The sequence below is a fragment of the Paenibacillus sp. PL91 genome (assembly GCF_012935325.2).
Taxonomy (GTDB): domain Bacteria; phylum Bacillota; class Bacilli; order Paenibacillales; family Paenibacillaceae; genus Pristimantibacillus.
The window spans coordinates 20,636-45,558 of the sequence record NZ_JABBYG020000007.1; the positions used below are offsets into that span (position 1 = coordinate 20,636).

19 protein-coding genes are annotated in these 24,923 nt (G+C 50.1%); 12 read left to right on the forward strand and 7 right to left on the reverse strand.

What is annotated here, in order from left to right:
- Positions 1-72: 72 nt before the first annotated feature.
- The 7 genes from HI950_RS17140 (at position 73) to HI950_RS17170 (ending at position 10,280) form a co-directional block, all read left to right on the forward strand.
- Complete coding sequence (locus tag HI950_RS17140; protein WP_169084199.1) at positions 73-2,328, forward strand: FAD-dependent oxidoreductase; 2,256 nt, start codon at positions 73-75, stop codon at positions 2,326-2,328.
- Between the two features lie 69 nt (positions 2,329-2,397).
- The gene (locus tag HI950_RS17145) at positions 2,398-3,939 is read left to right on the forward strand and encodes a response regulator transcription factor (RefSeq protein WP_169084200.1); all 1,542 of its coding nucleotides are present in this window, start codon (positions 2,398-2,400) and stop codon (positions 3,937-3,939) included.
- 35 nt (positions 3,940-3,974) lie between these two features.
- Positions 3,975-5,753 (forward strand): cache domain-containing sensor histidine kinase, encoded by a 1,779-nt coding sequence (locus tag HI950_RS17150; protein ID WP_169084201.1) that lies wholly within the window; start codon positions 3,975-3,977, stop codon positions 5,751-5,753.
- Between the two features lie 229 nt (positions 5,754-5,982).
- A complete protein-coding gene (locus tag HI950_RS17155; protein ID WP_187768123.1) occupies positions 5,983-6,915 on the forward strand; it encodes an ABC transporter permease in 933 nt (310 codons plus the stop codon).
- Positions 6,909-7,769 (forward strand): carbohydrate ABC transporter permease, encoded by an 861-nt coding sequence (locus HI950_RS17160; protein WP_169084203.1) that lies wholly within the window; start codon positions 6,909-6,911, stop codon positions 7,767-7,769. Before HI950_RS17155 ends, HI950_RS17160 begins: the two co-directional genes overlap by 7 nt.
- 69 nt (positions 7,770-7,838) lie before the next feature.
- A complete protein-coding gene (locus HI950_RS17165; protein ID WP_169084204.1) occupies positions 7,839-9,395 on the forward strand; it encodes an extracellular solute-binding protein in 1,557 nt (518 codons plus the stop codon).
- 75 nt (positions 9,396-9,470) lie between these two features.
- Complete coding sequence (locus HI950_RS17170) at positions 9,471-10,280, forward strand: phytanoyl-CoA dioxygenase family protein (RefSeq protein WP_169084205.1); 810 nt, start codon at positions 9,471-9,473, stop codon at positions 10,278-10,280.
- 135 nt (positions 10,281-10,415) lie between these two features.
- On the opposite strand, the gene HI950_RS17175 is transcribed toward HI950_RS17170, so the two are convergent.
- Positions 10,416-12,449, reverse strand: coding sequence for an acyltransferase family protein (locus HI950_RS17175; RefSeq protein WP_169084206.1), 2,034 nt, complete (start codon positions 12,447-12,449; stop codon positions 10,416-10,418).
- Positions 12,450-12,805: 356 nt separating this feature from the next.
- Here HI950_RS17175 and HI950_RS17180 point away from each other — a divergent pair, with 356 nt between their 5' ends.
- Positions 12,806-14,050 carry a TolB-like translocation protein gene (locus tag HI950_RS17180; RefSeq protein ID WP_169084207.1) on the forward strand — a complete coding sequence of 415 codons (1,245 nt, stop codon included), beginning with the start codon at positions 12,806-12,808 and terminating at the stop codon, positions 14,048-14,050.
- Between the two features lie 201 nt (positions 14,051-14,251).
- On the opposite strand, the gene HI950_RS17185 is transcribed toward HI950_RS17180, so the two are convergent.
- Positions 14,252-15,187: an MraY family glycosyltransferase gene (locus HI950_RS17185; protein ID WP_223285357.1), complete on the reverse strand. Its 936-nt coding sequence runs from the start codon at positions 15,185-15,187 to the stop codon at positions 14,252-14,254.
- A 290-nt stretch (positions 15,188-15,477) separates the two neighbouring features.
- On the opposite strand from HI950_RS17185, the gene HI950_RS17190 reads away from it, so the two are divergent.
- The 4 genes from HI950_RS17190 to HI950_RS17205 all read left to right on the forward strand — a co-directional run bounded on the left by HI950_RS17190 (position 15,478) and on the right by HI950_RS17205 (position 18,910).
- Entirely contained in the window at positions 15,478-16,383 is a 906-nt protein-coding gene (locus HI950_RS17190; protein ID WP_169084208.1) for an NAD(P)/FAD-dependent oxidoreductase, read from the forward strand.
- A gap of 198 nt (positions 16,384-16,581) precedes the next feature.
- Positions 16,582-17,391, forward strand: a complete 810-nt coding sequence (locus HI950_RS17195) for a GNAT family N-acetyltransferase (RefSeq protein WP_169084209.1) — start codon at positions 16,582-16,584, stop codon at positions 17,389-17,391.
- A 57-nt stretch (positions 17,392-17,448) separates the two neighbouring features.
- Positions 17,449-18,363 (forward strand): helix-turn-helix transcriptional regulator, encoded by a 915-nt coding sequence (locus tag HI950_RS17200; RefSeq protein WP_317618391.1) that lies wholly within the window; start codon positions 17,449-17,451, stop codon positions 18,361-18,363.
- A gap of 64 nt (positions 18,364-18,427) precedes the next feature.
- A complete protein-coding gene (locus HI950_RS17205; protein ID WP_169084210.1) occupies positions 18,428-18,910 on the forward strand; it encodes a GyrI-like domain-containing protein in 483 nt (160 codons plus the stop codon).
- Positions 18,911-18,994: 84 nt separating this feature from the next.
- Here HI950_RS17205 and HI950_RS17210 read toward each other — a convergent pair whose 3' ends face one another.
- The 5 genes from HI950_RS17210 to HI950_RS17230 form a co-directional block, all read right to left on the reverse strand.
- Positions 18,995-19,762: a DeoR/GlpR family DNA-binding transcription regulator gene (locus tag HI950_RS17210; RefSeq protein WP_169084211.1), complete on the reverse strand. Its 768-nt coding sequence runs from the start codon at positions 19,760-19,762 to the stop codon at positions 18,995-18,997.
- 169 nt (positions 19,763-19,931) lie between these two features.
- Positions 19,932-20,498 carry a beta-class carbonic anhydrase gene (locus HI950_RS17215; protein ID WP_169084212.1) on the reverse strand — a complete coding sequence of 189 codons (567 nt, stop codon included), beginning with the start codon at positions 20,496-20,498 and terminating at the stop codon, positions 19,932-19,934.
- Positions 20,499-20,575: 77 nt separating this feature from the next.
- Positions 20,576-22,726: a YhgE/Pip domain-containing protein gene (locus tag HI950_RS17220; protein WP_169084213.1), complete on the reverse strand. Its 2,151-nt coding sequence runs from the start codon at positions 22,724-22,726 to the stop codon at positions 20,576-20,578.
- 168 nt (positions 22,727-22,894) lie between these two features.
- Positions 22,895-23,923 carry an LLM class flavin-dependent oxidoreductase gene (locus tag HI950_RS17225; RefSeq protein ID WP_169084214.1) on the reverse strand — a complete coding sequence of 343 codons (1,029 nt, stop codon included), beginning with the start codon at positions 23,921-23,923 and terminating at the stop codon, positions 22,895-22,897.
- 151 nt (positions 23,924-24,074) lie between these two features.
- Positions 24,075-24,794 (reverse strand): 3-ketoacyl-ACP reductase, encoded by a 720-nt coding sequence (locus HI950_RS17230; protein WP_169084215.1) that lies wholly within the window; start codon positions 24,792-24,794, stop codon positions 24,075-24,077.
- Positions 24,795-24,923 lie beyond the last annotated feature (129 nt).

The following is a 24,923-nucleotide window of genomic DNA, read 5'->3' on the forward strand; positions in this document are numbered from 1 at the left end:
GCGTAGTGCATGTTAAATCACTAGCCTCCATATTATGATGAAGTCAAATCGATGTAGTGGAGGTTTAGCCAGATGAAAATCGAGCATATAAAATCCGATATTACCGTAATTGGCGGTGGGCTTGCGGGTGTTTGCGCCGCCGTCTCTGCAGCCCGTCTTGGGCAGACCGTATCTTTAATTAATAACAGACCGGTTCTCGGAGGCAATTCCAGCAGCGAGGTCCGGGTATGGGTGTGCGGTGCAACGGCGCATGGAACGCAGCGTTATGCAAGAGAAACCGGCATCATGGGTGAAATGTTCGTCGAGAACCAGTACCGAAACCCCGAAGGGAATCCTTATTTATGGGATCTTGTCGTTCTGGAGACCGTTCGCGCGGAAAAAAATATTCGCTTATTCCTTAACACGGATGTGCATGAGGCGGAAGCGGAAGGACCGGAGCATGACCGGGCCATTCAAAGCGTAACAGGCTGGATGATGGGCTCAGAGCGTAAAATTCGTTTCGAGAGCAGCATGTATATCGATTGTACCGGCGATGGCCTTGTTGGCTTCCTTGCCGGAGCGAAATACAGAATCGGCCGCGAAGCCAAGGATGAGTACAACGAGGATTGGGCGCCGGAGGTGGCGGATGATATTACGCTTGGCAGCACGCTGCTATTTTATACGAAGGAGGCCGATAGGCCGGTCAAATATATTCCGCCAAGCTTTGCCAAGGATATTACGCAAACGACGATACCGATGAAGCGGGTAATCCGCAGCGGAGATTCTGGATGTCACTATTGGTGGATCGAATGGGGCGGAGAGCTGGATACGGTCCATGACAACGAACGGATACGTGACGAGCTGTGGTCGGTTATTTACGGGATTTGGAACTATATTAAAAATTCAGGCCAATTCGATGCGGAAAATATGACGTTGGAATGGGTAGGATCCATTCCCGGCAAACGGGAGTATCGGCGTTTTCACGGGGATTATATGCTGAACCAGAACGATATTTTGGCGCAGGAGCCATTCGAGGACCGTATTGCCTTCGGGGGCTGGTCCATCGATCTTCATCCGCCGCAAGGCATGTACTCGGAAGAGAGCGGCTCGAAGCATCTATATCCGGACGGCGTCTATCACATCCCGTTTAGAAGCTTGTATTCAAGTAATGTTCGCAATATGTTGTTTGCTGGCCGGGACATTAGCGCGACACATGTTGCTTTCGGCACGACAAGAGTGATGGCAACCTGTGCTGTAATCGGGGAAGCGGCAGGCAGCGGCGCTGCGCTTTCCGTACAGAAAGGGATTACGCCGCGTGTGCTTCACCGCGATTATATGAAGGAATTGCAGCAGGTTATGCTGCGGCAGGATGCATCCATCATTGGTGTGGCCGGCAATGATCCGGATGATCTGGCAAAAACCGCCCGCATTTCCGCATCCAGCACGCTGGAGCGAATTGCGATTGAAAACGCCACAGTCATGCATTCACTGGATCGCGATATCGGCATATTGTTCCCGGTTCATCCCGTGCTGGCATCGGTTGAGCTGCTTGTCGATGCTAAGCAGGTCACAACGCTTGAGGTGGAGCTATGGCACACGGGCAAGGGAGAGAATTACGTACCTAAGCAATGGGTGAAATCAGCTTCCAAGTCCGTTGCCGCGGGCAACAAGCAGTGGGTTAAGCTGGATTTGGATTGGCAGCCGGAGTCAGCCTGCAATGCTTTTGTTATCGTCAAAGCGAATGAGGCTATAACGCTGCACGGATCGGATGAGCCGTTAACCGGTGTGCTTTGCTTTGAGAAGGGGCCTAAGCCGGTAGTATCCGCATTGCTGGAGGATCATCAGCCCGACCAGCCGGTCGCGCAGTGGAGCATGCGCAAATGGAATCGTCGGCCGGTATGCTTGAGGGTAACGCCAGATACGGAGTCCTATGCGGCGAGTCAAGTTACCGACGGCTATATAAGGCCTTATGCTGGCCCGCATATGTGGGCATCCAACCCATTATCCGCTAATTCCCAGGAATGGATTCAATTAGTTTGGGATAACGAGCAGGAGATTGGTGAAATTCATCTAACCTTTAACGATGACGTAAATGAGGATTTAATCAACCTGCATCATCATCGAACGCCATTTGCTGTTATTCCCGAGGTCGTGCAAAGCTATCGCATGCAAGCGTACATCGCTGGGGAATGGGTTACGATCCTAACGGAGCAGGATAATCACAAACGGAAAAAAGTGCATCACCTCCCAGAAGCGATTGTTACTAACCAAATAAAACTATGCATAGAGACAACGAATGGATGTCCGCGTGCGGAGGTTTGCGAGATCAGAGTCTATGGTTTATCCTAATCTATTACTATTGGAATCGCTCACAGCATAGACTGGTATAGGTTAGGCGAAAGGAAGGGAGAGGGTATCATGGCTGAGAAACCGTTGAACGTTCTAATTGTCGATGACGAGGTTCCGCTGAGGCAGGAGCTTCGCCTATTCCCATGGGAGGACTGCGGCGCCGTCTTAATCGGCGAGGCCGGGAATGGCGAGGAAGCGCTGCAAGCGTGCGGGGTCTGCGTGCCGGATGTCGTGGTCACGGATATCACGATGCCGATTATGGACGGAATTACGCTCATTAGGGAGCTTAGGAAAAAATACCCTGCCATTCAAATTATTTTGCTGACTTGTCACAGCGATTTCCATTATGTTCAGGAGGCGCTCCGGCTTGGAGCGCTTGAATACTTATTAAAGGTATCGATGGAAGAAGAGGAAATGAAGCAAGCGATGATCAAAGTAAGAGAAGCGATCATCAAGGAGCGCCGTTCCCTTGATAATGAAAGATCTGAACGGCGGCTGCTGCAAGCGGCAGCGTTCGGGAAGCTGCTGCGCGGTCATGCGCTTAACAGCGACGATTGGAAGCCTATTGAGCTGGATGGAGCGGGGCCCTATAGATTGGCGCGCCTGATTCTGGATGCGCCGAATGCTTCTTACATTCCCGCGAGGCAGCGAATCCAACAGACATTGAAAGATAGAGAAAGATCTGATCCGAATTGGCTGACTTGGCTGACTACAGGCGAGAAGGAGTATTTCGTCCTACTGGCAGAACAGCAATCCGAAGCGCAAGCAGCTGCAACGCTTAGCGGGGTCGTACAAGCGCTGGAGTGCTGCTTGAAGGAGTGTGAAGAGCTGTCCGAACACCTGGTGACGGTGCATGCGATTATCAGTGAACCAATCACAAGGAAGGAAGAGCTTGCGTATTCGCTAGCTCATACGACTGAATGGAAGGACGCGCTTTTTTACGATGGATCTTCTGGGAGCAGCGTACGGATCGGCAGGCCGCTTCCTTTCAGCGAGATGACGGATAAGCATGTGAAGGAACTGAATGAGAGGTTAAGAATGGCAAGCAGGTCTTCTGCATTCCTAAAAAATTGCATACAAGGGGATTTACCTAAATGGTGTTCAGCGATACGCATTCGGCCTCAGCAGCTCAAGCAGCGCATGCTGAATTGGCAGATGGAATGGCTGAAGGTCCATGAAGGTGCTGAGCTTGATGGCCGAGGCATTACGCAATTGATGGGAGCACAAACCTTGCGGCAAATGATTGCCTGCCTCATTCATAATATCAACGAAATCGAGAGTGGGGGAACGCGCTCGCGCATCGAAATACGCTCCGCGATCCAATGGATTCAAGCAAACATGCAGCAGCCCATTTCGCTGCCGATCCTTGCTGAGCAGGTCGGCTTAAGCCCGCATTATGTCAGTCGGTTATTTCGTGAACAGACCGGCGACACGGTCAATCAATATATTACCCGTCTTCGAATGGAGAAGGCGGTCGAGCTGCTGAAGCGAACGAATAAAAAGGTGTACGAGATCGCGGAAGAAGTCGGAATTCCGAGCTATCGTTATTTTACCGTTACGTTTCGTAATTGGACAGGGGTGTCTCCGACGGATTACAAACGGAATCCTTAAACAGCTGCGGGATCGGATACGGGGGTATGGAGCATATGTCTAAGTTGGTCAATTGGTATAGCAGCCTAGGTCTTGCTACCAAGCAGTTCATCTATTTATTCATCGTGACGCTTCTGCTCGTGATGGTGCTTGCCTACCGCAATCTGAGCGAGGCAGAAAGTCTATTGAAAAATCAAGTCATACGCGATGCCGAGCTGCTAGTAGGCCGGACAAATCAATATATTGATGCCAGCCTCGACAATGTCGAGAATATGCTCCTGCTGCTCTCTACCCGTTACGATCTGTTCGAGGAAGGAAACGAGGCGCTTGCCGACGATACGCTGCGCAAATTCGCCGATTATAACAATTCGATAGCCAAGACGCTGTATTTGGTTCGTACCGATGGGAAGGTCTACGCGAACTCGCAAGTCAATTATGATATCATCGGCAATCCGAAGCTGCCGGAGCTGTATGAGCTGGCGCTTCAGAATTATGGGGCAATCAATGTAAGCGAGCCCTATTACTCCCCGATGTCTGGTCACACGCTGGCCTATGTTTTGCCGGTTACCGATTTGCGCAGACAAGTGAAGGGTGTTGTCGTTGCAGAGGTGAATCTGGATTTGCTTACGGAGCGAATCGCTCCGATGATATACCAATCGTATGCTTTAGTGACGAAAGACGGGAATATTATTAACCGGCTTGATTCTCGCGATAAAATGCTTCCTTTTCAGGCAGCGGTGTATCCGCCTGTACTGCAGGATAGCTTTCGGAAGCAGCTTGTTTCCCTTAAAGTCGGCGTTAGCCAGATCGAAGGAAATGGTTTGAAACCGCTTGTAGCCGTGAAGTCAACGAAAAACCGGCTGGGCTGGTCCTTAGCGGCATTTATTGAGGAAGACTATTTCTACCAAGACCTGCAGCAGTTAAATTATAATTACCGAACGGCCAGCATCGTGTGGATGATTATTCTGTTGATAAGCGCCTACCTGATGAGCCGATCCTTCACGAAGCCTATTCGCCGGTTCGTAGAAAAGATGGACCGGTTAAACGATGTGCAGATTGTCGCGAAGCTGCCGGTCACAAGAAAGGATGAGATCGGCCGGCTGACACAAAGCTATAATGACATGCTGGAGCGAATTCAAACGTTGCTGCAAAAAACGAAGTCGGCGGAGGAGCAAAAAAAGGAATATGAGCTAAAAATGCTGCGGAGCCAAATTGCGCCTCATTTTCTATATAACACGCTGGCCTGTATAAGCAGCCTTGCCAAGCAGCAGAGGATTGACGAGGTGCGCGATACCATTCGATCCTTGGTTAAGCTGTTAGCCTTCAGCTTCGATAAACAATCGGAATACGTCTCGATCGAAGAGGAGCTGGAAGGGCTGCGAATGTATATGCACATTCAACAGGTGCGTTACGGCGAGCAATACAAATACCGTTTGGATATCGACCCCAGCCTGCTGCAAAACCGGATTCTTAAGCTAACCCTGCAGCCGCTTGTAGAGAATGCCCTGTTTCATGGCATTTCACCGCGTAGCGGAGGCCTTATTGCCATTAAAGGGAGATTGGAGCGGGGCATGATCAGGCTTTATGTTCGTGATAACGGCGTCGGCATTTCAAAAGCCGAAGCTCGCAAAGCGCTGCATGACCATTTCGAGCAGGAACGCTCGAAATACCGTTTTACCGGAATTGGCTTACGCAATGTGCATGATCGAATCCGTATTCATTATGGCGTGCCCTATGGCTTGAGAATAGGGAGCGCCAGCGGCGTCGGAACCGTTATCCGGGTGGACATCCCCGTTCTTACCGAAAACGATGAACGTTTAGGTGTTTTGAGCTAAGCGGTCTATCAGAATTCGAGGCTGTCCTGCGGGATGGCCTCTTGGTTTGTAGGCGCACTTATAGCCGCATTTAAATACGTTCCCTTTCCCTTAAATCCATACACTTTTTACGTTTTTGTGTATATCGGCAAATTGAGGCATTGCTTATACTTAAGACATACTTTGAAAGCGCAATCATAAAAGGAGGGCTTACATGGAAGCCGATCAGAGCTACATACCAGCCTCTCGAATGCAGCCTACTCCGCAAACGAAGCTGCAGTCGGTTTTAAGAACGATCTGGCGTTTCCGGGCATTCTACATCATGCTGCTCCCGGGTGTGATCTATTTTATTATTTTCCGGTATTTTCCGATGTACGGGGTCATTATTGCCTTTAAAAACTTTGCCATCATGGACGGAATAACCGGGAGCGCCTGGGTAGACCCGTGGTATAAGCATTTTAGAGATTTTTATCAATCCCCCTATTTCAGCCAGCTCTTGACGAATACGTTGTTAATTAGCTGTTACAAGCTACTCTTTGGAACATTCCCCCCGATCATACTCGCGCTGCTGCTGAATGAATGCCGCGTTCGTTGGTTGAAAAATATTGTCCAAACACTGACTTATTTGCCGCACTTCTTATCATGGGTTATTATTTTCGGCATCCTGCTGACCTTGTTCTCCCAAAACGGGGGACTGGTGAATCGATGGATTGTGGAGGCGGGCGGCCAGTCCATCCCCTTCTTGACCTCAACGGACTATTTCCGCAGCATTCTGGTCGGTTCCGAGGTGTGGCAAAATCTTGGCTGGGGCGCGATCATCTACTTGGCAGCAATGGCAGGAATCGATCCTACGCTCTATGAGGCGGCAAAAGTGGATGGCGCGAGCCGGCTGCGGATGATTTGGCATATATCGCTTCCAGGGATTCAAAGCATCATTGTCCTTCTCTTCATTCTGAAGCTGGGCCATCTGCTGGATGCCGGGTTCGACCAAATCTATATCCTGTACAATATCCAGGTGTATCCGGTTGCCGATATTTTGGATACTTGGGTATACCGAACAGGCTTGCAGCAATTGAATTTCAGCTTGGCTTCGGCAGTCGGATTATTCAAGTCACTCATTGGACTGATACTGGTGCTGGGAGCTAACCGGCTGGCGAAAAGATGGGGTGAAGGAATATGGTAAAAAGCTTGGACGATAAAATATTCAATGGCGTCGTATATGTTATTCTCGGACTGTGCGGTCTTGCCGCCATTCTACCGATGCTTTATGTCGTATCGGTATCCATCACTCCATTCGGGGAAGTATTGCGAAACGGCGGATTTATTTTGTTCCCGAGCGAGATCACGTTCTCTGCTTACCGCACGCTGTTAACAGAGTCGAATATACCAAAGGCTTTTCAAATAACGGTCCTCATTACGGTTATTGGTACGGCAGTCAATCTCATATTGACCGGCTTGATGGCTTATCCGCTCAGCCGCAAAAACCTGCCGGCAAGAAGGTTCTTTCTCCTGATGATTGTATTTACTTTATTGTTCAGCGGTGGACTTATTCCGACCTACCTGGTCGTCAAATCGATGGGGCTGCTAGACACGATCTGGGCGATGATTTTGCCAAACGCCGTATGGAGCTTTAACGTGCTCATTATGAAGAGCTTCTTCGAGGGACTGCCCGAGGAATTGTTCGAATCAGCTAGGATGGACGGCGCCAAGGAGTTCCGGATTTTGCTCCAGATCGTCACGCCGCTCTCGATTCCGGTCTTGCTTACTGTCGGATTGTTTTATTTAGTTGGTCATTGGAATGAGTTTTTCCAAGCGATCTTCTATGTGACAGACCGGACGCTGTTCCCGCTGCAGGTCATCGTCAGGGAAATTTTGATGCAAAGCCAGCAGCCGCTTGAAAATGCGGAGAACATCATGCCTACCCAGACGATGCAGATGGCTTCCGTTATGATTGCGAGTCTGCCCGTCATCGTGATCTATCCCTTCCTCCAGAAGCACTTTACGAAGGGAATGCTTCTCGGATCGATTAAAGGTTGACCTAGTCGCCGTATGGATAACTGGCCAGCTATACGGACCTATTCAATAGATAGTTTTCAGAAAGGGGATATGAAGATGAGAAAAGTATTTTCATTCTTGCTGACCATTTCATTGTTAGGAGCTTTGCTTGCGGGCTGTTCGGGAGGAGGAGGCGGCGAAACCAATGACGGAAATACAAAAGATGGCGATACGCCCAGCAATGCCTCTACCGCAAAGCCTAGCAACGGGGAAAGCGACAAACCGATTAAGCTGGAAATTATCGAGAGCGGCAATAACCTGCCTACGCCGGATAAGGATATCATTAAGAAGGAGCTGGATACGGCGCTGAATATCGACCTGAATCTGACGGTTTATCCTTCGAATGATGATTACGCAAACCAATTGAACGTTCGCATGTCCTCCGGCAATTTCCCTGATTTGTTCATGGTGAGCCGACAGCAGCTTATCCAATTTTCCAAACAGGGACTATTGCTGGATATAACGCCATATATGGATAAATTGCAGCAAACGGTCGACTATATCGGCGAAGATAGCGTCAAGAAAGGCATGGTAGACGGGAAGGTTTACGGCATCTCCAAATCCCCGCAAATCCCTTATAACACGTTGTGGATTCGCAAGGATTGGCTGGATAAGCTGAAGCTGGAGGTTCCGACAACGATTGAGCAATTGAAGGACGTAGCGGAGGCCTTCACCACTCAGGATCCCGATGGCAACGGCAAACCGGACACGTTTGGTTTGACGGGAGGTAAGCTGGGCGCATTTTCACCGGTATTCGGAGCGTTCGGTGTCGGTATGCCAGGGAATTTCTATGAGAAAGACGGGGCAGTTGTTAATGCGCTGTACGATCCGGCTATGAAAGACGCACTAACGCTCATTCAGCAAATGATCGCTTCGGGCTCGGTTGATCCCGAATTGCTAGCCAACAGCGGGCTTCAGCATCAGGAGAAGGCCATTAAGGGTCAAGCGGGCATGGTCTATATCGATTGGCCGAATATGACGAAGGAGCAATTCGTCGAGCAAATCAAGACCGTTAATCCGAATGCGGAGTGGCTGCAAATGGCCGCGCCGAGCGGACCTGGGGGACAATTTGACGGCTCATGGGATATTGGCGCAGCGCCGGGGCGATTTGCTATTCCGAAGGCATTGGAGAAGGATCCGGAGAAGCTACAGCGCGTCTTCGATCTGCTGAACTATATCTCGAACCCGGATGGCGGCTCGATGCTCGTTCAATTCGGGGTGAAGGACACTCATTTCACTATGGATAACGGAAAGCCGAAGATGACGGATAAGGCAGGCGACGTCGGTTATTCATGGTTATACCAATTCACAGGAAGACCTGAAATGGAATATTTGCAAGCAAAGTTCACCATGCAGTCTGATGCAATCAAATTTGCTAACGATCAGCCTCGCATTAAAGCGCTCAACGGATTTGTCGATAATCCCGAAGGCTTTAATCCGGCTGACGCCGATCGGTATATCGAGGAAGAGATTGCGAAATTTATTTATAACAAACGCCCAATAAGCGAATACGATGCGTTTATTAAGACGCTTGAGACATCCATGAATTATAAAGCGTTCCTGGATAGCGCATACGAGCAGTTGAAGGCGCTAGGGTACGGAGGCTAACGTATTGAAAGCTGCAAATGGAGCGTGAAAGACAAGGCGGCTAATTACATGTATGCAAGCAGGAGGAGCGGTCTTATGGAAACGACTTCGCTGAATATTCTTGAATTGAAGAACCAATTTGACGAGCAAGGGTACTTGATTATACCGGATGTTTTATCACAGGATAAGGTAACCCGTTTGAATGCAGCGATCGATGAAGTTCTCGCAGAGGAGCAGGAAACGCTTGCCCATAATATTTATAATAGCGTTTCTCGGCATGCTGAGATCGCTTCGTTGATCGACCATGCCACCATCCTTCCGTTAATCGTTAATTTGCTTGGCCATAATATTCAGCTGCATATCTCCCATCTAACGGTGAGGAAGCCTAATCCAAACGATGTGAAAACAGCTACGCACAGCTTTATCGATTGGCATCAAGACGGCCCTCATCCGCAGTTTCCGGTCATTGCAGGCTTAACGGCTACCTATTATATTAAGGTCTGTTATATTTTAAGCGATATGTCGCAGCCAAACAGAGGCAATACAAAGGTGATTCCGGGCAGCCATAAGCAGCCATACAATCCGAACCATAAGGATGTAAGCCAGCAATTGGATGGAGAGGTACAGGTGTGCGGAAAGCCTGGGGATGTGTTTATTTTTGCGCAAAATCTGTGGCATGCCGGCTCGACAAATCATTCCGAGTTCACGAGAAGACAGCTGTTTCTCGGCTACAGCCCGATCTGGATGCGTCCAATCGATTACCATCAGGCAGACGAGAGTCTCTTGAAGGACGCCGATCCGATCCGCCGTCAACTGCTTGGGCAAATTAGCGACAATAAATTTAAGTATTATGTCCCTGAAGATTCGATGGTGCCGCTCAAATCAATGCTCATCGGACATTCTTAATGTTTGAATCGGGCTCAAATTAAAGCTGAGTAATCGTTTCGCTTGTGCGGTGACATTCCCGCAGCGCAAAAAGGAGCAGTTAAAAACGAGTAATTGTCGTTTTTAACTGCTCCTTTATTTTTCAAGCAGATGTAATTAGATCGCATTCGCCAGCAGCTCCGCATAAAATTCCGCTCCATGACGCTTTAAGTGGACACCGTCCTTAGAGAAGAAGTCCTTTTTCCCCTTGCTTGCCGAATACCAATCCACGAGCGTCACATTTGCTGTTTTGTCGGCGGTTTCAGCCAGCATTTTATTAACGGTATCCTGCCATTTGCGGGGCACGCGCGTGTTCACCATCAGAATCCGGCGATCCGGGCCGATGGCAGACAGCAGCTTATTAAGCTGCTTGGATGTAAAGGAGCCGTTCGTTCCAAGCTCAATGATGACCGTGGCTCCAAGCTTATTGCTTTTTTTCAAAGCTTCAATGACATCTACGGCCTGAGGGAGCTGTCTTCCTACTTTGCCGTCGATCACGATGCCCGGCAGAAGCTTTTCCAAATACGGGCCTGCATCCAAAATAACCGAGTCGCCGAAAGCAGTGATGCTATCTGGATCGATGGAGGATGCTGGATTTTGCTCGGGTGATGGCTTGGGCTCGGCGGTCTCGCTCTCTGTAGAGCTATTGCTTGCCGGCTTGTCGTCATCCGTATGTGTTGGCTTCGAGCTTTCGGTTACGGGTTTATCTGGTTTTTGAGATGGTTGTATTTGCCCAGAGGAAGCGCCCGAATCATTAGGCTGCGGCGTCACTGTAGGCGGCTTCGGTTGCTCAGCAGCATCTGGCGCAAGATTGCTCACGGTTTCATTTGGGCTTGTAGCTTCATGTTTGCTGCCTTCAGGCTCGGATACGAGCTCGTTGGAAGTGTTCGGCTTCACGGTGGCTGCGTTGCTGCCGCTTCCGCTTGCTGATTGTAAATCTGTACGGCTTGCGCACGAAACACTGGATACGATAAGTACGATCATCGCGAAATAAGCGGATGATTTTTTGAAGCTCGGCGTGTAGATGCTGCTCGGCGCGTTCTGTTTAAGCCAGGCGAATAGCTTGCCAAGCGCACCGTGCCGAATCGGCTCTTCAACGAAGCGCCAAGAAAGCTCGGCTAAGACGAAGGTCAATACGATTTGAATAAGCGCACGTACCGGATGGAATTCCCCGCTCTCGGCGGTTGGCGTAGTCAGCACGATAATCGGATAATGATACAAATAAATGCCATAGGAGCGAACGCCTATCCATGTGAGCGCGTTGCTGCCGATTATACGGGACAGCCTGCTTGCCGGGTGAGCCAGTACAGCTACAACCACAGCGGTTGCGATGGCGAGCAGCACCATTCCGCCGCGGTAGAGGAAGGAATCGTATTCGCCTACTTTACCAATCATGACCAAAATAATGACAAACCCTATTGTTCCAACCGTATCAAGCGTGTTGCGGCTTCGGGAAGATATCGACTCGGATAGCTTCCAGCTCGGCCAGACGATCGCAAGCGCCGCTCCGATAAGGAGGGCGAATGCTCTCGTGTCTGTGCCATAGTATACTCGGCTCGGATCTACTCCCGGCTCATAGAGCAGCGCCATCAAGCCTGCCGATAAGGCAGCTGCCGCTAGCGTGCATAATGCGAGCTGTCCGCGCTTTGGCACAAAGCGGATGACGGCTACAAGAATCAAAGGCCATATCAGATAAAATTGCTCTTCAACCGCTAGCGACCATAAATGACCGAACGGAGATGCGGGCCCAAAGCTCTCAAAATAGGAAACCTCATGAAAAATGAGCCACCAATTGCTTATATAGAGCAAAGCCGATCCGATATCCCCTTTTAGTGAGAGGAGCCTAGCGGAATCGCTGATCCATAACCATAAGGAAACGATTGCGATCATGAAGAACATCGCGGGAAGCAGCCGCCTTGCGCGGCGGAAGAAAAACGTTTTTAAGTCGAGCGGTTTTTTTTGGCCGAGCCGCTTAAGGAGGCTGTCCGTGATGAGATATCCAGAGAGGACGAAGAACATGCTCACGCCAAGCAATCCGCCCGGTACCGCGTCCACGTTCAGGTGATAGGCGATAACAGCAAGGACGGCAATCGCGCGCAAGCCATCGAGGCCTGGCATATAGCGGCTGCTGCTGCCAATTGGCTTAGGCACGGCGATTTCCTCCTTCTCGTAATGGGCTCGGAAAACTTGCGGCATGGTTGGTTTGACGAAGGTTGTGAGACAAGCGATGGTGTTTGACAATACGGATGGTAAAAATGATGTTCAGCCCCTCTGGATGTTAAATCGTTGTATAAGCAATTATAGGGCGGGAGCTTCCAAAATTCGTAACAGAACAGTTACAATCCGGAATCAAATTGGAAACAACAAAAACGAAAAGTTACGCGTGAAAATGAAGTATGTATGGACGGGCAAAGGGAACTTTAACCATAGAGTGATTAGGTGAGTCAAACTCATCTGCATAATGCTCACGCAGCAGGTACAGTCGCAAACGTTGGAGGAGATTTTTAGTGAAAATGAAACTGATAAGTGTGATGTTGATGGTTGCTTTTGTCTGGGTATCTAGTGGATCAGGAGCAGCTATGGCAGCGAAGGGGTTTAGCTCGTTTAAGGCGGCTTTTGTACGCAATGGGGAGCTTTGGCTAAAGGAAGGCCGGCAAGAGAAGAAGCTGGTTAACGGACCTTTCGTACGAAATCCAAAATGGTCGTTCGACGGAGAGTGGCTCGCGTATACGAAAGGGGAAGCGGAGAAAGAGCTGTGGGTGCTGCAACTGCGTACCGGGCAAAGCAAGCTTGTCTCGATGGAAGGCGGGAGAAATTTTCAATGGGCGCCGCATGCTGAGATGCTTGCGTACCAGACGGAGGAGCTGCTGCAATATGTCGATGTGTTCAGGCCGGACAAGCCGCTGGGCGCTGCCAAAGGCATCGGCAACTATTCATGGCTGCCGGATGGCAAGGGGTTCTTTGCTTCCTCGCAATCGGAGCTGCTGCCGGACGGATGGACGCCGATCAGCCTTTATCAAATACCGCTAGCTGGCTTGTCCAATCCAAGCCAATATGTAACCGTGCATGTGCTCCCTAGCCCATCGGATGATTTTTTTGCGGTTGCAACCAGCGTATTCAAATGGTCGGCGGATGGGCGGTGGATCGCTTTTCTTGCGAAGCCCACCGCATCCTTATCAGCCGACAGCAACACGCTTTGCGTTATTACAACGGATGGAGTCGTTTTTCGAACGCTGGACGAAATGGCTAATAATGAACAGTGGTTTGAATGGGCGGAGCGCGGTGACCGTTTGGCTTATATTGCCGGTATTGGGCGTGAGGCTACGAGCAACAAGCAGCTTAAAGTGATAGCAGTAACCTCGGAAAAATCGGCTGAGTACACGCCTAAGGGCTTTGTTGATCAAGCTTTTGCGTGGCAGGACGAGCAGCATATTGTCGTATCGAGAGCAGCCGAGTCTAAGCCAGGGGATGGCCAAACAACAATTGCTTATCCTTTTTTAATGAGGGTGGAGCTGGAGAGCGGGGAGCAAACATCAATTACGAAACCCTCCAGTAAGCATGGTACCTATCATCCGGTTGCGTTAAAGTCGAAGCTTGCATGGGTGGAGCGTGACCAGTCAACGGCGAACGTTATCGTAGCGAATGAACGTGGACGCCATGCGGCGCAATGGATTAAAGGCATCGACACCGCAGAGTCCTACTATGAACAGTGGTACTGGGATGAGGTTCTGGCGTTTTATGAAGGAAGGTGAGGGAGAGGACTTTACTCTGTAAGCCCTTATAGGTGTTTACAGACCACAAACAAGGGTTACTTATTCGCTGTAAGAACATATGCGTTCTTACAGTGCCGATGCGAGGTAACGCATACGCCGATTTCACCCTGTTAGCACATATGTACCCCCACCCCCCACATAAACCAAAAAAAACCGAGACGCTAAGTCTCGGTTCAACATTTAAATCTGTACGAGCAGCAATATGATAGACGATAAGCATAAGCATGTGCTGATCAAGCAAAGGAACATGACGACCTGCTTATGGCTGAGCCCGGCACGCAATAGGCGATAATGCGCCTGGCTGGCGTCTGCCTGATAGATCGCTTTGCCTTGCAGCATGCGTCTCACGACCACAAACAAGTTATCGAAGATCGGCACGCCCAGCGCTAGAATCGGAATAAACAATGACATGACCGTTGCTTGCTTGAATGCGCCATCCAGCGCAATAACCGCTAAGATGAACCCCAGAAAGGTTGCTCCTGCGTCGCCCATAAAAATTTTTGCTGGCGGCTTGTTGTACCGCAAGTACGCAATCGTTACGCCAACCAAAATAATAGCCATGATGGCTGAGTTGGATTGACCTTTGGCTATGGCGACAATGAACAGCGTAACCGCAGAAATGGCGGAAAGAGCGCCAGCGAGCCCGTCCATGCCATCGGTAAAGTTAATAACCGTCGTAACGCCAAAAATCCACAAAATCGTAAGTGAAAATTGCAAAATGGCCGGAAGCACCACATATTCACCTGAAAACGGGTTGTAAAATCCAGTGAATGCTATGCCGGAGGCATAGACGAGAACGGCAGCGGATATTTGCACAATAAACTTGGGAAGCGACGGGAAGTCCTTGCCCTTCGTCTTATACCAATCATCAATCGTGCCAATGATGAGCAGCAGCACACCGCCTAGGAATATAGCGGCGGTTCGCAGCGAAAAATCCTGTGTGACAAGCAAATAGGTAAGGAAAAAGCCGATGAAAATAACATAGCTTGCCGTGAGCGGAATCGGCTCCCGATGGAGCTTGCGTTCGACGTCCTTCCGGGGCTTGTCCACAAAATCAAGACGGAATGCGAGCCTGCCAAACGGCGGGATTAAGAAATAAACGATAGCAAAGGACATTAGCAAAGAGATAGCGTATAAAATAGTTGTCACCACCGATACGTTTTGAACGAACAACAAAATTATACAGTCCAAGCCGAACATTGTCGATTAGAGGAAACTCATGTGAGAAGATATTAATTTTTTCACCTCTACAAATTGACCGCTGTCCAAGATAGCGTAGCTGTTAAATAATCTGGATGCATCCAACCTCGATTTTGTGAATAAGGATAAGCAATCCTTTTTTTTATAAGAAGAGAAAGCTAGCAAGGAAACTTTTCATATCCAAAATAAAGAGGAGAGATATAGCTATGTGGCTGGATTGTGCCATTATTGGCGGAGGGCCAGCGGGCTTAAATGCTGCGCTTGTGCTTGGAAGATCGCGGAGGAATGTCATTTTGTTCGATCATAACCGGCCAAGAAACGCAGTGACGCATGAGTCGCACGGCTTCATTACGCGGGACGGCATAGAGCCGCGCGAGTTTCGAAGGCTTGCCCATGCCGATATTGCCAAGTACCCTTCGGTGACCGTTAAGCCAGACAAGGTGACGGAGGTGTCTCCGAATGGAGCGGGCTTTCAGGTGTCGACGAGCAACGGTGTCATGTACCACGCACGTACAATCATATTGGCTACCGGACTGAAGGAAGTGCTGCCGGCGGTGCCTAACATCGATCATTATTATGGGAAAAGCTTGTTTAGCTGCCCCTATTGCGACGGCTGGGAGCTGAGAGATAAGCCGCTGATCGTCATTTCGGAGGGGGCGAATCTATTCCATTTGGCCAAAATCGTCTATAACTGGAGCAAGGATTTGCTCTTATGCACGAATGGAGCGAATAACTTAAACGCTGAGCAAATCGGCAAGCTTAGGCAGAAGGGCATTCAAGTGAGCCAGCACCGGATTAAAGCGCTGCATGGCGAGAATGGACGGCTTAGCCGCGTCGTTTTTGAGAATAACGCTGAAGCAAAGCGTGCAGGCGGCTTCGTTTCTCCGTCATGGGATCAGGCGGCGCCCTTCGGTGAAGCGCTTGGCTGCGCAATGACGCCGGCAGGCGGCTTTGTCACGGATGATTACGGCAGAACAAGCATCAGGGGCGTGTATGCGGCTGGCGATACGTCTATCATTGCACCCGCTCAGGTTATCGTCGCCGCAGGCGAGGGAAGCAAAGCAGCGATTGGCGCTAATACGGATATGACACAGCAGGATTTTGGATTCTAGTTGCGCGAAGCGCTGCATGCATGGCATGCTTGAACAAGTGGCCGCCTAGTCCAGGAGGTTTTTTGCTACATAAAGAAGAGAAGCATAGAGCGTGGTTGTTACAGCGGTTCGCTTTGTGGGTATTGGTGTGGGACGAAATTAATTAGACTATTCTACAATACGTAGAAAGCTCTATCCGTTGGCAGGAGGAGAGATGATATGCTAGAGAAGCTGCATCCAGATGATTATGTTTTAAACCAGTACCCATTTATGCGAGATGAGCTGCAATATAATTTGATTCATTTGATTTCCGCGATTGAAGGGGCGACTGCCTTGAAGACGCCTGACGGCCGTATGCTTTTTGCGGGCTCGCCGGGACATAATGCTTGGCTATGGCTGTCGGAGGACATGGCCGATGATCGAAGGACAGCGCTGATGCAGGAGCTTATTGCCTATTACGAAGGAACCGACTTGTCCGGCATTTGCGGCACACCGGCTACGGCAGAGTTTTTTGCTAAGCTGTATGCTGAGGCCAACCAACTGGAGTACCACGCTTATATGCTAATGGAAACTTACTCATGCCCAAAGGTGATTAAGCCCATTAAAGTCAAGGGGAAGATGATCCAGGCTGCTCGGCAGCATTTGGAGCTTGTCGCCGAATTTTTGGCCGGTTTCACCGAAGATGCTTACGGCGCGTCGGTTATACCTGCAAGCCAGCTTCCGGCTGCTGAGGGCATGATCATGAGAGGCGATTTATATTTTTGGACCGTTAACGAGCTTCCGGTATCGATGGCGAACATCGCCCACCGATCTCCCCGGCACGGAAGGATAAATGCCGTCTATACACCGCAGGTGCTGCGAAAGAACGGATATGCAAGCGCGATTGTAGCGGGTCTTTGCTCGATTTTGGAGGAAGAGAACCGAGAGCCGATGCTGTATGCGGACACCAAAAATCCAGCCTCCAACAAGGTATACAAAAATGTAGGCTTCGTAGAGAGCGGACCGATTGCCGAAATCCGTTTTAGGTAGGGGCAAGCAAGCTCATAGAAAGTAGGGAACCATCTGAAAATCGATCGTTTACTGGCGATGACCGTACTTCTCCTTAATCGCGGGCGGATAAGCGCGAAGGAGCTCGCTGACCGTTTTGAAGTATCCACTAAGACGATCTATCGCGACATGGATACGCTGAGCCAAGCTGGTGTCCCGATACTTGCTCATCAAGGCACAACGGGCGGGTTCGAGATTATGGAGCAGTACACCATTTCGCGTCAATATTTATCGTTAGGAGAAATCTCGTCTATTATTGCGGCTGTAAAAGGGATAGGTACCGCCATGGATGATGCAACCTATGCGAGCTTGCATGAGAAGGTCAAGACGCTGCTGCATCAATCGGACAAGCACCAAGACGGCAACGTCGGAGAGCGCTTGATCTTCGATCTCAACCCTTGGGAGCAGGGACCGGAAGCACGCCAAAAGGTGAACTTGTTAAAGCGGGCTATTGATGAAACCCAGAAGGTGCAGTTTAGCTACGTGAATATGAATGGCTCGGAGTCGGAGAGAATGGTCGAGCCCTATGCACTGCTATTGAAGGCAAATGTATGGTATTTGCAGGCGTATTGCTTGCTCCGTGAGCAGTTTCGCGTATTTCGTTTGTCTCGCGTGCAGCAGCTTCAAATGCTCTCCGATCCGTTTGAGCGTCGCGAAGTGCCTTCGTTAGAGGGCTACACATGGGGTACGGAATGGACAAAAAACGCGGATACGGAAGTAACGCTTATCTTCCACCCGAAAGCGCGCTACCGTGTCGGCGATTCCTTTCATTCGGATCAAGTGACGGTTCTGGAGGATGGGTCCTTGCGTGTAGAAGGAAAGTTTACGGTAGATGAATGGTTTTATGGCATGATTCTCAGTCACGGTGATTCAGTAAAGGTGGAGCATCCGGCCTATATGGCAGAGCAAGTGATGCAGCGCGCCAAAAATATTATTAGTCGTTACGAGAACTAGGACAGACAGCTGTCCACTTTCCCCAAGTACAATAAGAGCATATTCAAGGAATGGGGAATGATGGATGAATACGAATCTTATTCAAAAACCAGCAATGACGTTAATCGGAGTAGCCGCGCGGACGACAAATGCGGAGGAAGCAGGTCCAAATGGGCGGCTGCCTGCGCTGTGGAACACTTATTTCGCAAGCGGCATCGCCGAGCAGACGAAGGTCAGCAACAGCCATTTGATCTATGGGCTATATACCAATTACGAGAGTGATGCTAGCGGCGCTTACACCGTTGTTGTCGGGCATGAATGCAGTGACGCAGCGGTTGATGTACCGGAGGGCTTCGTGCAGGCAACGATTCCGGAGGCCCAGTATATGGTGTTTAGGACGAAGAGGGGCCCCGTTTTCGAGGTTGTGGTGCAAGCGTGGAACGAGATTTGGGCTTATTTCGAGCATTCGTCATTAAAACGTACCTACACAGGCGATTTCGAGCTGTATGATGGCCGAAATCTTAATCCGGCGGATGCAGAGGTCGACATCTATATCGCGGTAAAATAAAGCCAGCAAACGGCAGCCATACAAGGCAAAGCGAGCCTTGTATGACTGCCGTTTGCTTTTGGCGGGATGAGATTGCCTCGAAGTTTATCCGATGCTGCTCGCTATGAGCACCTTAACCCCTTTGCTTTCTATCGCTTCAATGGCTTCGATGCTGGCTTCGTCATCGGTAATAAGCAGGTCGATATCCGTGATAGCGCCCGATTTGGCAAAGAAATCGACGCCTAGCTTCTCATGAGGGGCGAGGCATATCGTTTTTCTGGAGACGGCTATTGCCGTACGGCCAAGGGATGCGACTTCGGGAGTCGCCGTGCTTAATCCGTTTTGTGAAATACCGCCTCCTGTAGCAAAGCAGAGGTCAAGCGTGAATTGTCTTAAAAAATCGTTTGCGAGCGTATCCGACACATTGCCCGATGGCTTGACCTTGCCGCCGAGAAGATAGACGTCTATCTTGTCGCTTTCCTTTAAAGCATCCGCAATTCGGATGGAGTTGGTGACCACCGTGAAAGGGAAGCTGGGCAAAAAAGGAAGCATGCCGAAGTGAATGCCTCCGCTGCCGATGAACACCGTATCTGCTTCCTTAATGAAGGATGCGGCCATTTTCGATATGGCATTTTGATGCGGTGCTCCGCTTTGATAACGTAAGCTTGGCGGTTGAGGAGCTTGCCTAACCTTTACAGCCGGAATAGCTCCGCCATGCGTACGCCTCAAGAGCCCTTTCTCCTCCATGATGGATAAGTCCCGTCTGATGGAGTCAATGGATAACTCGAAGAGATCTGCCAGCTCCTTGGCAAGCACGCGTCCGTCCTTCTCAAGCAGCTCCAAAATTTTGTCTCGTCTTTCGTCAGAGAACATAGTAGACCGCCTCCAAAATTCATCTTATCATCGATGATGTTTCCATTTTATTCGGTTTTATTCCGTTTTGTCAAATATTATCTTCGTGTTTATTCAGTTATTATCATTATTATTCTTCTATCATTAAATAAAAAAGCACTCCAACCTAAAGTTGAAGTGCTTGCTGCGACTACTCCTCGCGGAAATCCTGTACGAGAACCTCCAGCGCGCCCGTCACCGGGTCGAGGATAAAGCCATGAACCGGAATATCCTTCGGGAAGAGCGGATGCTTGCGAATAAGCTTCACGCTGTGCATAACGCCTTCCTCGGCGCTTGAGAAGCCCCTTAAAAACTTCTCCATACGAATGCCTGAATTTTCAAGCGTTTCAAGAACAAGCGGGTCGATGCCATGATCAACGAACTTGCTGACCATGCCAGCCGTATCAAGGTTTGTCATGCCACAGCCATGGTGGCCGATGACAAGCACCTCGCGCGCCCCAAGCTCATAGACGGAAACGAGAATACTGCGCATCGCGCTTCCGAATGGCTGAGTCAGAATGGCGCCTGCATTTTTAATAAATTTGGCATCGCCATTTTTTAAATTAAGCGCTTTGGGCAGCAGCTCGACGAGCCGCGTATCCATGCAGGTAAGAATGGCTACCTTTTTATCGGGAAATTTGTCGGTTAGATAGGCTTCATATTGCTTCTCTTCTACAAACTGCTTATTAAATTCTAACATGCGGGGAACGATGGACATATGATTTCCTCCTATCGAAGTTTCTATATCTATTTATTTTATTATTCATAGAAATAGGGAGCTAGTCAAATGATCATTTAATGAATTAATCCGCTTTGCTTCGCTTTTTCCACCATTTTAACAGAATAGCGATTAATCCATTTTTTCAGCGCAAGCCCCAGAAGCAGTGCGATACCGGCGAAAACCGCAAGAGCGATCAGATCTCTGATGACAATATCCCATAAAATACCGCCTACCGCTTCGCGCATCATGCTGATGGCATACGTAAATGGTAAAAAGTGATGAATCGCTTGAAAAAACGGCGGCGTCACCTGTATGGGGAACGTACCGCCCGATCCAGCAAGCTGGAGCACGAGCAGGACGATCGCCATCGCTTTGCCGACATTGCCGAATATCGATACGAGTGTATATACAATGAGCATAAATACGGCGCTAAGCACGACGCCAAACAGCACAAACCACATTTTATCAGCAACAAACGCCTTGAGCAGATAGATGTCGCCTAATGTTACGAGCAGCGACTGCACGATGGCAATCGTAAGGAAGGTGAGATAGCGGCCGAAATAAATATGATAGCTCCGGTACGTATTCTCTGGATGATGAACGTCCACGGTCAGCAAGGAGACGAGCAGCAGCGCTCCGACCCATAAGGACAGTGTTGTAAAAAAGGGCGACATCGCCGACCCGTAATTCGGTATCGGGAACAGCCTGTTTTCCTTCAATACGACAGGCTCCGCGAAAAAAGCGCCCTCGCGCTCGGCATCGTTTTTGAGCAGGTCAACGAGCTCATTCAAATTGCCTTCCTTCTCAAGCTCGCGGATACGCTGTGCGAAGTCTTTGATCTTCTGCTCTGCCGCAGGCAAGTTTTTCTGGATTTTCGCAAGCTCCTTGCTGCCTAGCTCAAGCCCCTTCGCCGCATCGTTCACCACCTGCAGGGCGCTCGGAACCCGTTTGTTTGCTTCTGATAATACCGACTGAGCTTTTGCTGCCGCCTGCTTGGCTTTGTCCGCCGCCTGCTTAATGCGCGGCATTATTTCACTATCGTAGCGGCTTAGCACGTCGGTTAGCATTTGTGCGGTTTCCGAGGACAAGCTGCTCAGGCGGTCAATGAGGCTCTGTGCAGGCTGCTCGCCTCTCTCGATGGCCGATTGAATCTGCTGAACGAGCACAAGCTGCTGCTTGAAGCGGCTGTTCACCTGTTTCAGCCGATCAATTGTAGACGTAAGCAGTTTGCCATCAACCGCTTCATTCAACTTCTCAAGGAGATTGACCATCCCTCCCGTTACCGTAACCGCGCTTGTTAGACGCTTCTCTGCAAGAGCTAAGGTGGACTTTACGACCTCCGGATCAATCGAGCTGTCCTGCAAAATACCGGTAAGCGCCTGAACAGCGTTGGCCGTCTCAAGCAGCAGCTGCAAATCCTGCTTGATGAGCGGCCCTGCCGTATCGAGCGTAGTTGTACTTTGGTCAAAAAAAGTGCCGAGCTGCTTCGTAAATGCCTCGCCGTCCTTAGCGAGCTCTGCTGCTTTCGGCAGCTCTGTTTGAACGGTTGCGACGATTTTTTTCGATTTGTCGATATCGGTAGACGCGAGTGCAACAGCCTCGTTCATTTGCGGAATTAGCGCCTCAAGCGTGAATACGGTATTGCGAACCTTCTCAATCGCAGGCTGATTGGCTTCCAGCTCTATGCCGATTTGATTGAAGATGCGAAAAATCGTTTCGTTCGCGGTTTTGACGAAGCTTGCGCGAACCTCTTCAATAATGCCGCTCGCGCCCTTCTGGGCGATTTTTGGCGATACCGCATTGATCTTCTCGTTCACGGCATAGTCGAGCTCTGCTTGCTGCAGATTGTCCGTCAGCACAGTCGCCATTTTGGCCGAAAAGTCGGCTGGAATGGTGATGCTGGCATAGTAGTCGCCATGCTTTACACCCTCGATCGCCTTCCTCTCCCCAACAAACACCCAGCCTATCTTTTTGTTTTCCTTCAGCGAAGCTACGATTTCGTCCCCGACCTGAATCGGCGTGCCGCGCAGCTCGGCGCCTTCGTCATTGTTCACGACGGCAATGGCGAGCGAGCCGGTCTGGCCGTATGGGTCCCAGGATGCTTTGATATTAAACCATGCGTAGAGGGAAGGTAGAAAGGCGAGCCCGAGAATGATGATGGCAGCTGCACTGTTTCGAGAAATATTGCGAAGATCCTTGCTGTAAATGGCCCAGATATGTCCCATGTTCTCCCACCCCAAAAATGTTTTTCTTAGTATAGCTGAATAAGCCGAAATCTACACCACGGATTTGTCAAAGCTGGTGCTGGCATGTTACTTGAGGGGTGGGTGCTTCAAATGAAAGCATGAAAAAACAGCAGCTCAAGGTTTTCCCTTGAGCTGCTGCCTATTTCGTTATTGCTGTACGGCTGCGGAACGAATCTCGTTCACAGCCTCAGCAAGCAGCTCGTAGGAACGAAGACGCGCTGCGTGATCATAGATTTGGCTGACGACAATTAGCTCATCGGCCTCCGTCTGTTCAATGATTGAGCTCAGCTTGTCCTTGACGGTTGTTTTTGTACCCGCAATCGTGAAGCTGAGCTGCCTTTGCACCATCATTTTCTCCTGCTCGCTCCATAGTCCGTCCATGCTATCGACAGGAGGATTTAGCTGTCCCATACGACCGCGGATGAGGTTCAGGAACGCTTGCTCCTGCGAGGTAGCAAGAAAAGCAGCAGCCTCATCCGAGTCTGCGACAACGATATTTAAGCCGACCATAGCGTAGGGCTTGTCCAATACCTCAGATGGCTTGAAGTTATCGCGGTACAGCTTCAAGGCAGGGAGCAGGAAGTCTGGCGCAAAATGGCTGGCAAACGCAAACGGAAGGCCATGGTGCCCGGCAAGCTGAGCGCTAAAGCCGCTTGAGCCAAGCAGCCAGATCGGCACGTCCAGCCCCTCGCCCGGCACTGCTCTTGGCATCACGCCGCGGGATTCTTCGCTAGGATTGAAATAATGGCGAAGCTCGCTAAGCTGCTCGGGAAAATCTTCCCCGTTGCTGCCGAGCCCGCGGCGAAGTGCGCGCGCCGCAACCTGATCGGAGCCTGGTGCTCTTCCAAGGCCAAGATCGATACGTCCAGGATACATCGACTCCAGCGTACCGAATTGCTCCGCAATGACGAGGGGGGCGTGGTTTGGCAGCATGATGCCGCCGGAGCCGACGCGGATTTTCTGCGTGCCGGCGGCTACATAGCCAATAACAACAGACGTTGCGGAGCTGGCGATACCGGGCATGTTGTGATGCTCAGCGAGCCAGAACCGATTGTAGCCCCATTTCTCGGCATGCTGGGCAAGATCAAGCGTGTTGCGGAAGGACTGAGCCGGCGTACTGCCGGTAACGATGGGGGCAAGATCTAATATGGAAATGGGAATGTTAGGTATCGACATAGCGGATTGTACCTCCTAAGGAAAGCGTAAACGGGATAAAGACCGTTTCGCAGAAAATGGATTCGCTGCATGGATCATGTATGGCTAGTAGACCGAGCCTAAACGTAAAACCCCAGCGCCAGCAAGGGCGAGGGGCATCGAATGATAACGTTTATTGCGGGTTTGTTGTCCAAATACCAGCTGTTTTGAGAAATACGCGATCTGGCAGCTTCAGCGCTGCTAGGACCAGCTCTGCAACATCCTCTGCTTGCATCATGCGGTCTTCGTCGCCGATTTTGAGACCGGCATTCGAAGCGAGCTCGGTGTTCACTGTACTTGGAGTCAAAGCGGTAACGCGAATGTTCGATTTGCGAACCTCCTGCATAAGCGCTTCGGTCAAGCCGATTACGGCGAATTTGGATGCGCAGTATGCGGAGCCGGTTGCAAAACCGCGCTCGCCTGCCGTCGAAGCGATGTTGATGATGCTTCCGCTGCTTTGCTCAAGCATCGTTGGAAGCGCGGCGCGAGTGACGTAATAGGTGCCCATTACATTTGTCTGAATGATGCGCTCCCATTGCTCAGGATCCATATCCAGCACAGTGCCGAACGATGCGATTCCGGCGTTGTTGATCAGAATGTCAATAGAGCCTAGGCTATCCTTCAGAGCAGCAACTGCTTGATCGACATCCGATTTGACGGAAACATCCGCTTTGGCAATGACCACTTTTACGCCGTATTTGTTTGTAAGCTCAGCTTGCAAAGCCTCCAGATCGGAGCTTGTCCGAGCAACCAGACCAAGGTTTACGCCCTCTGCGGCGAGTGCGATTGCGACTGCTTTGCCGATTCCTTTTCCAGCACCTGTAATGATAGCCGATCTATTTTTTAATTCCACGATAATCTCTCCTCTGCTTGAAGCTGGTTTCTTGATTCGTATGATAAGACATAGGTATGATATCCTTTTAACAAGAAATCAAATACGTCATGTCTAATTATTATGATACATCACACTTATTACAAGTAC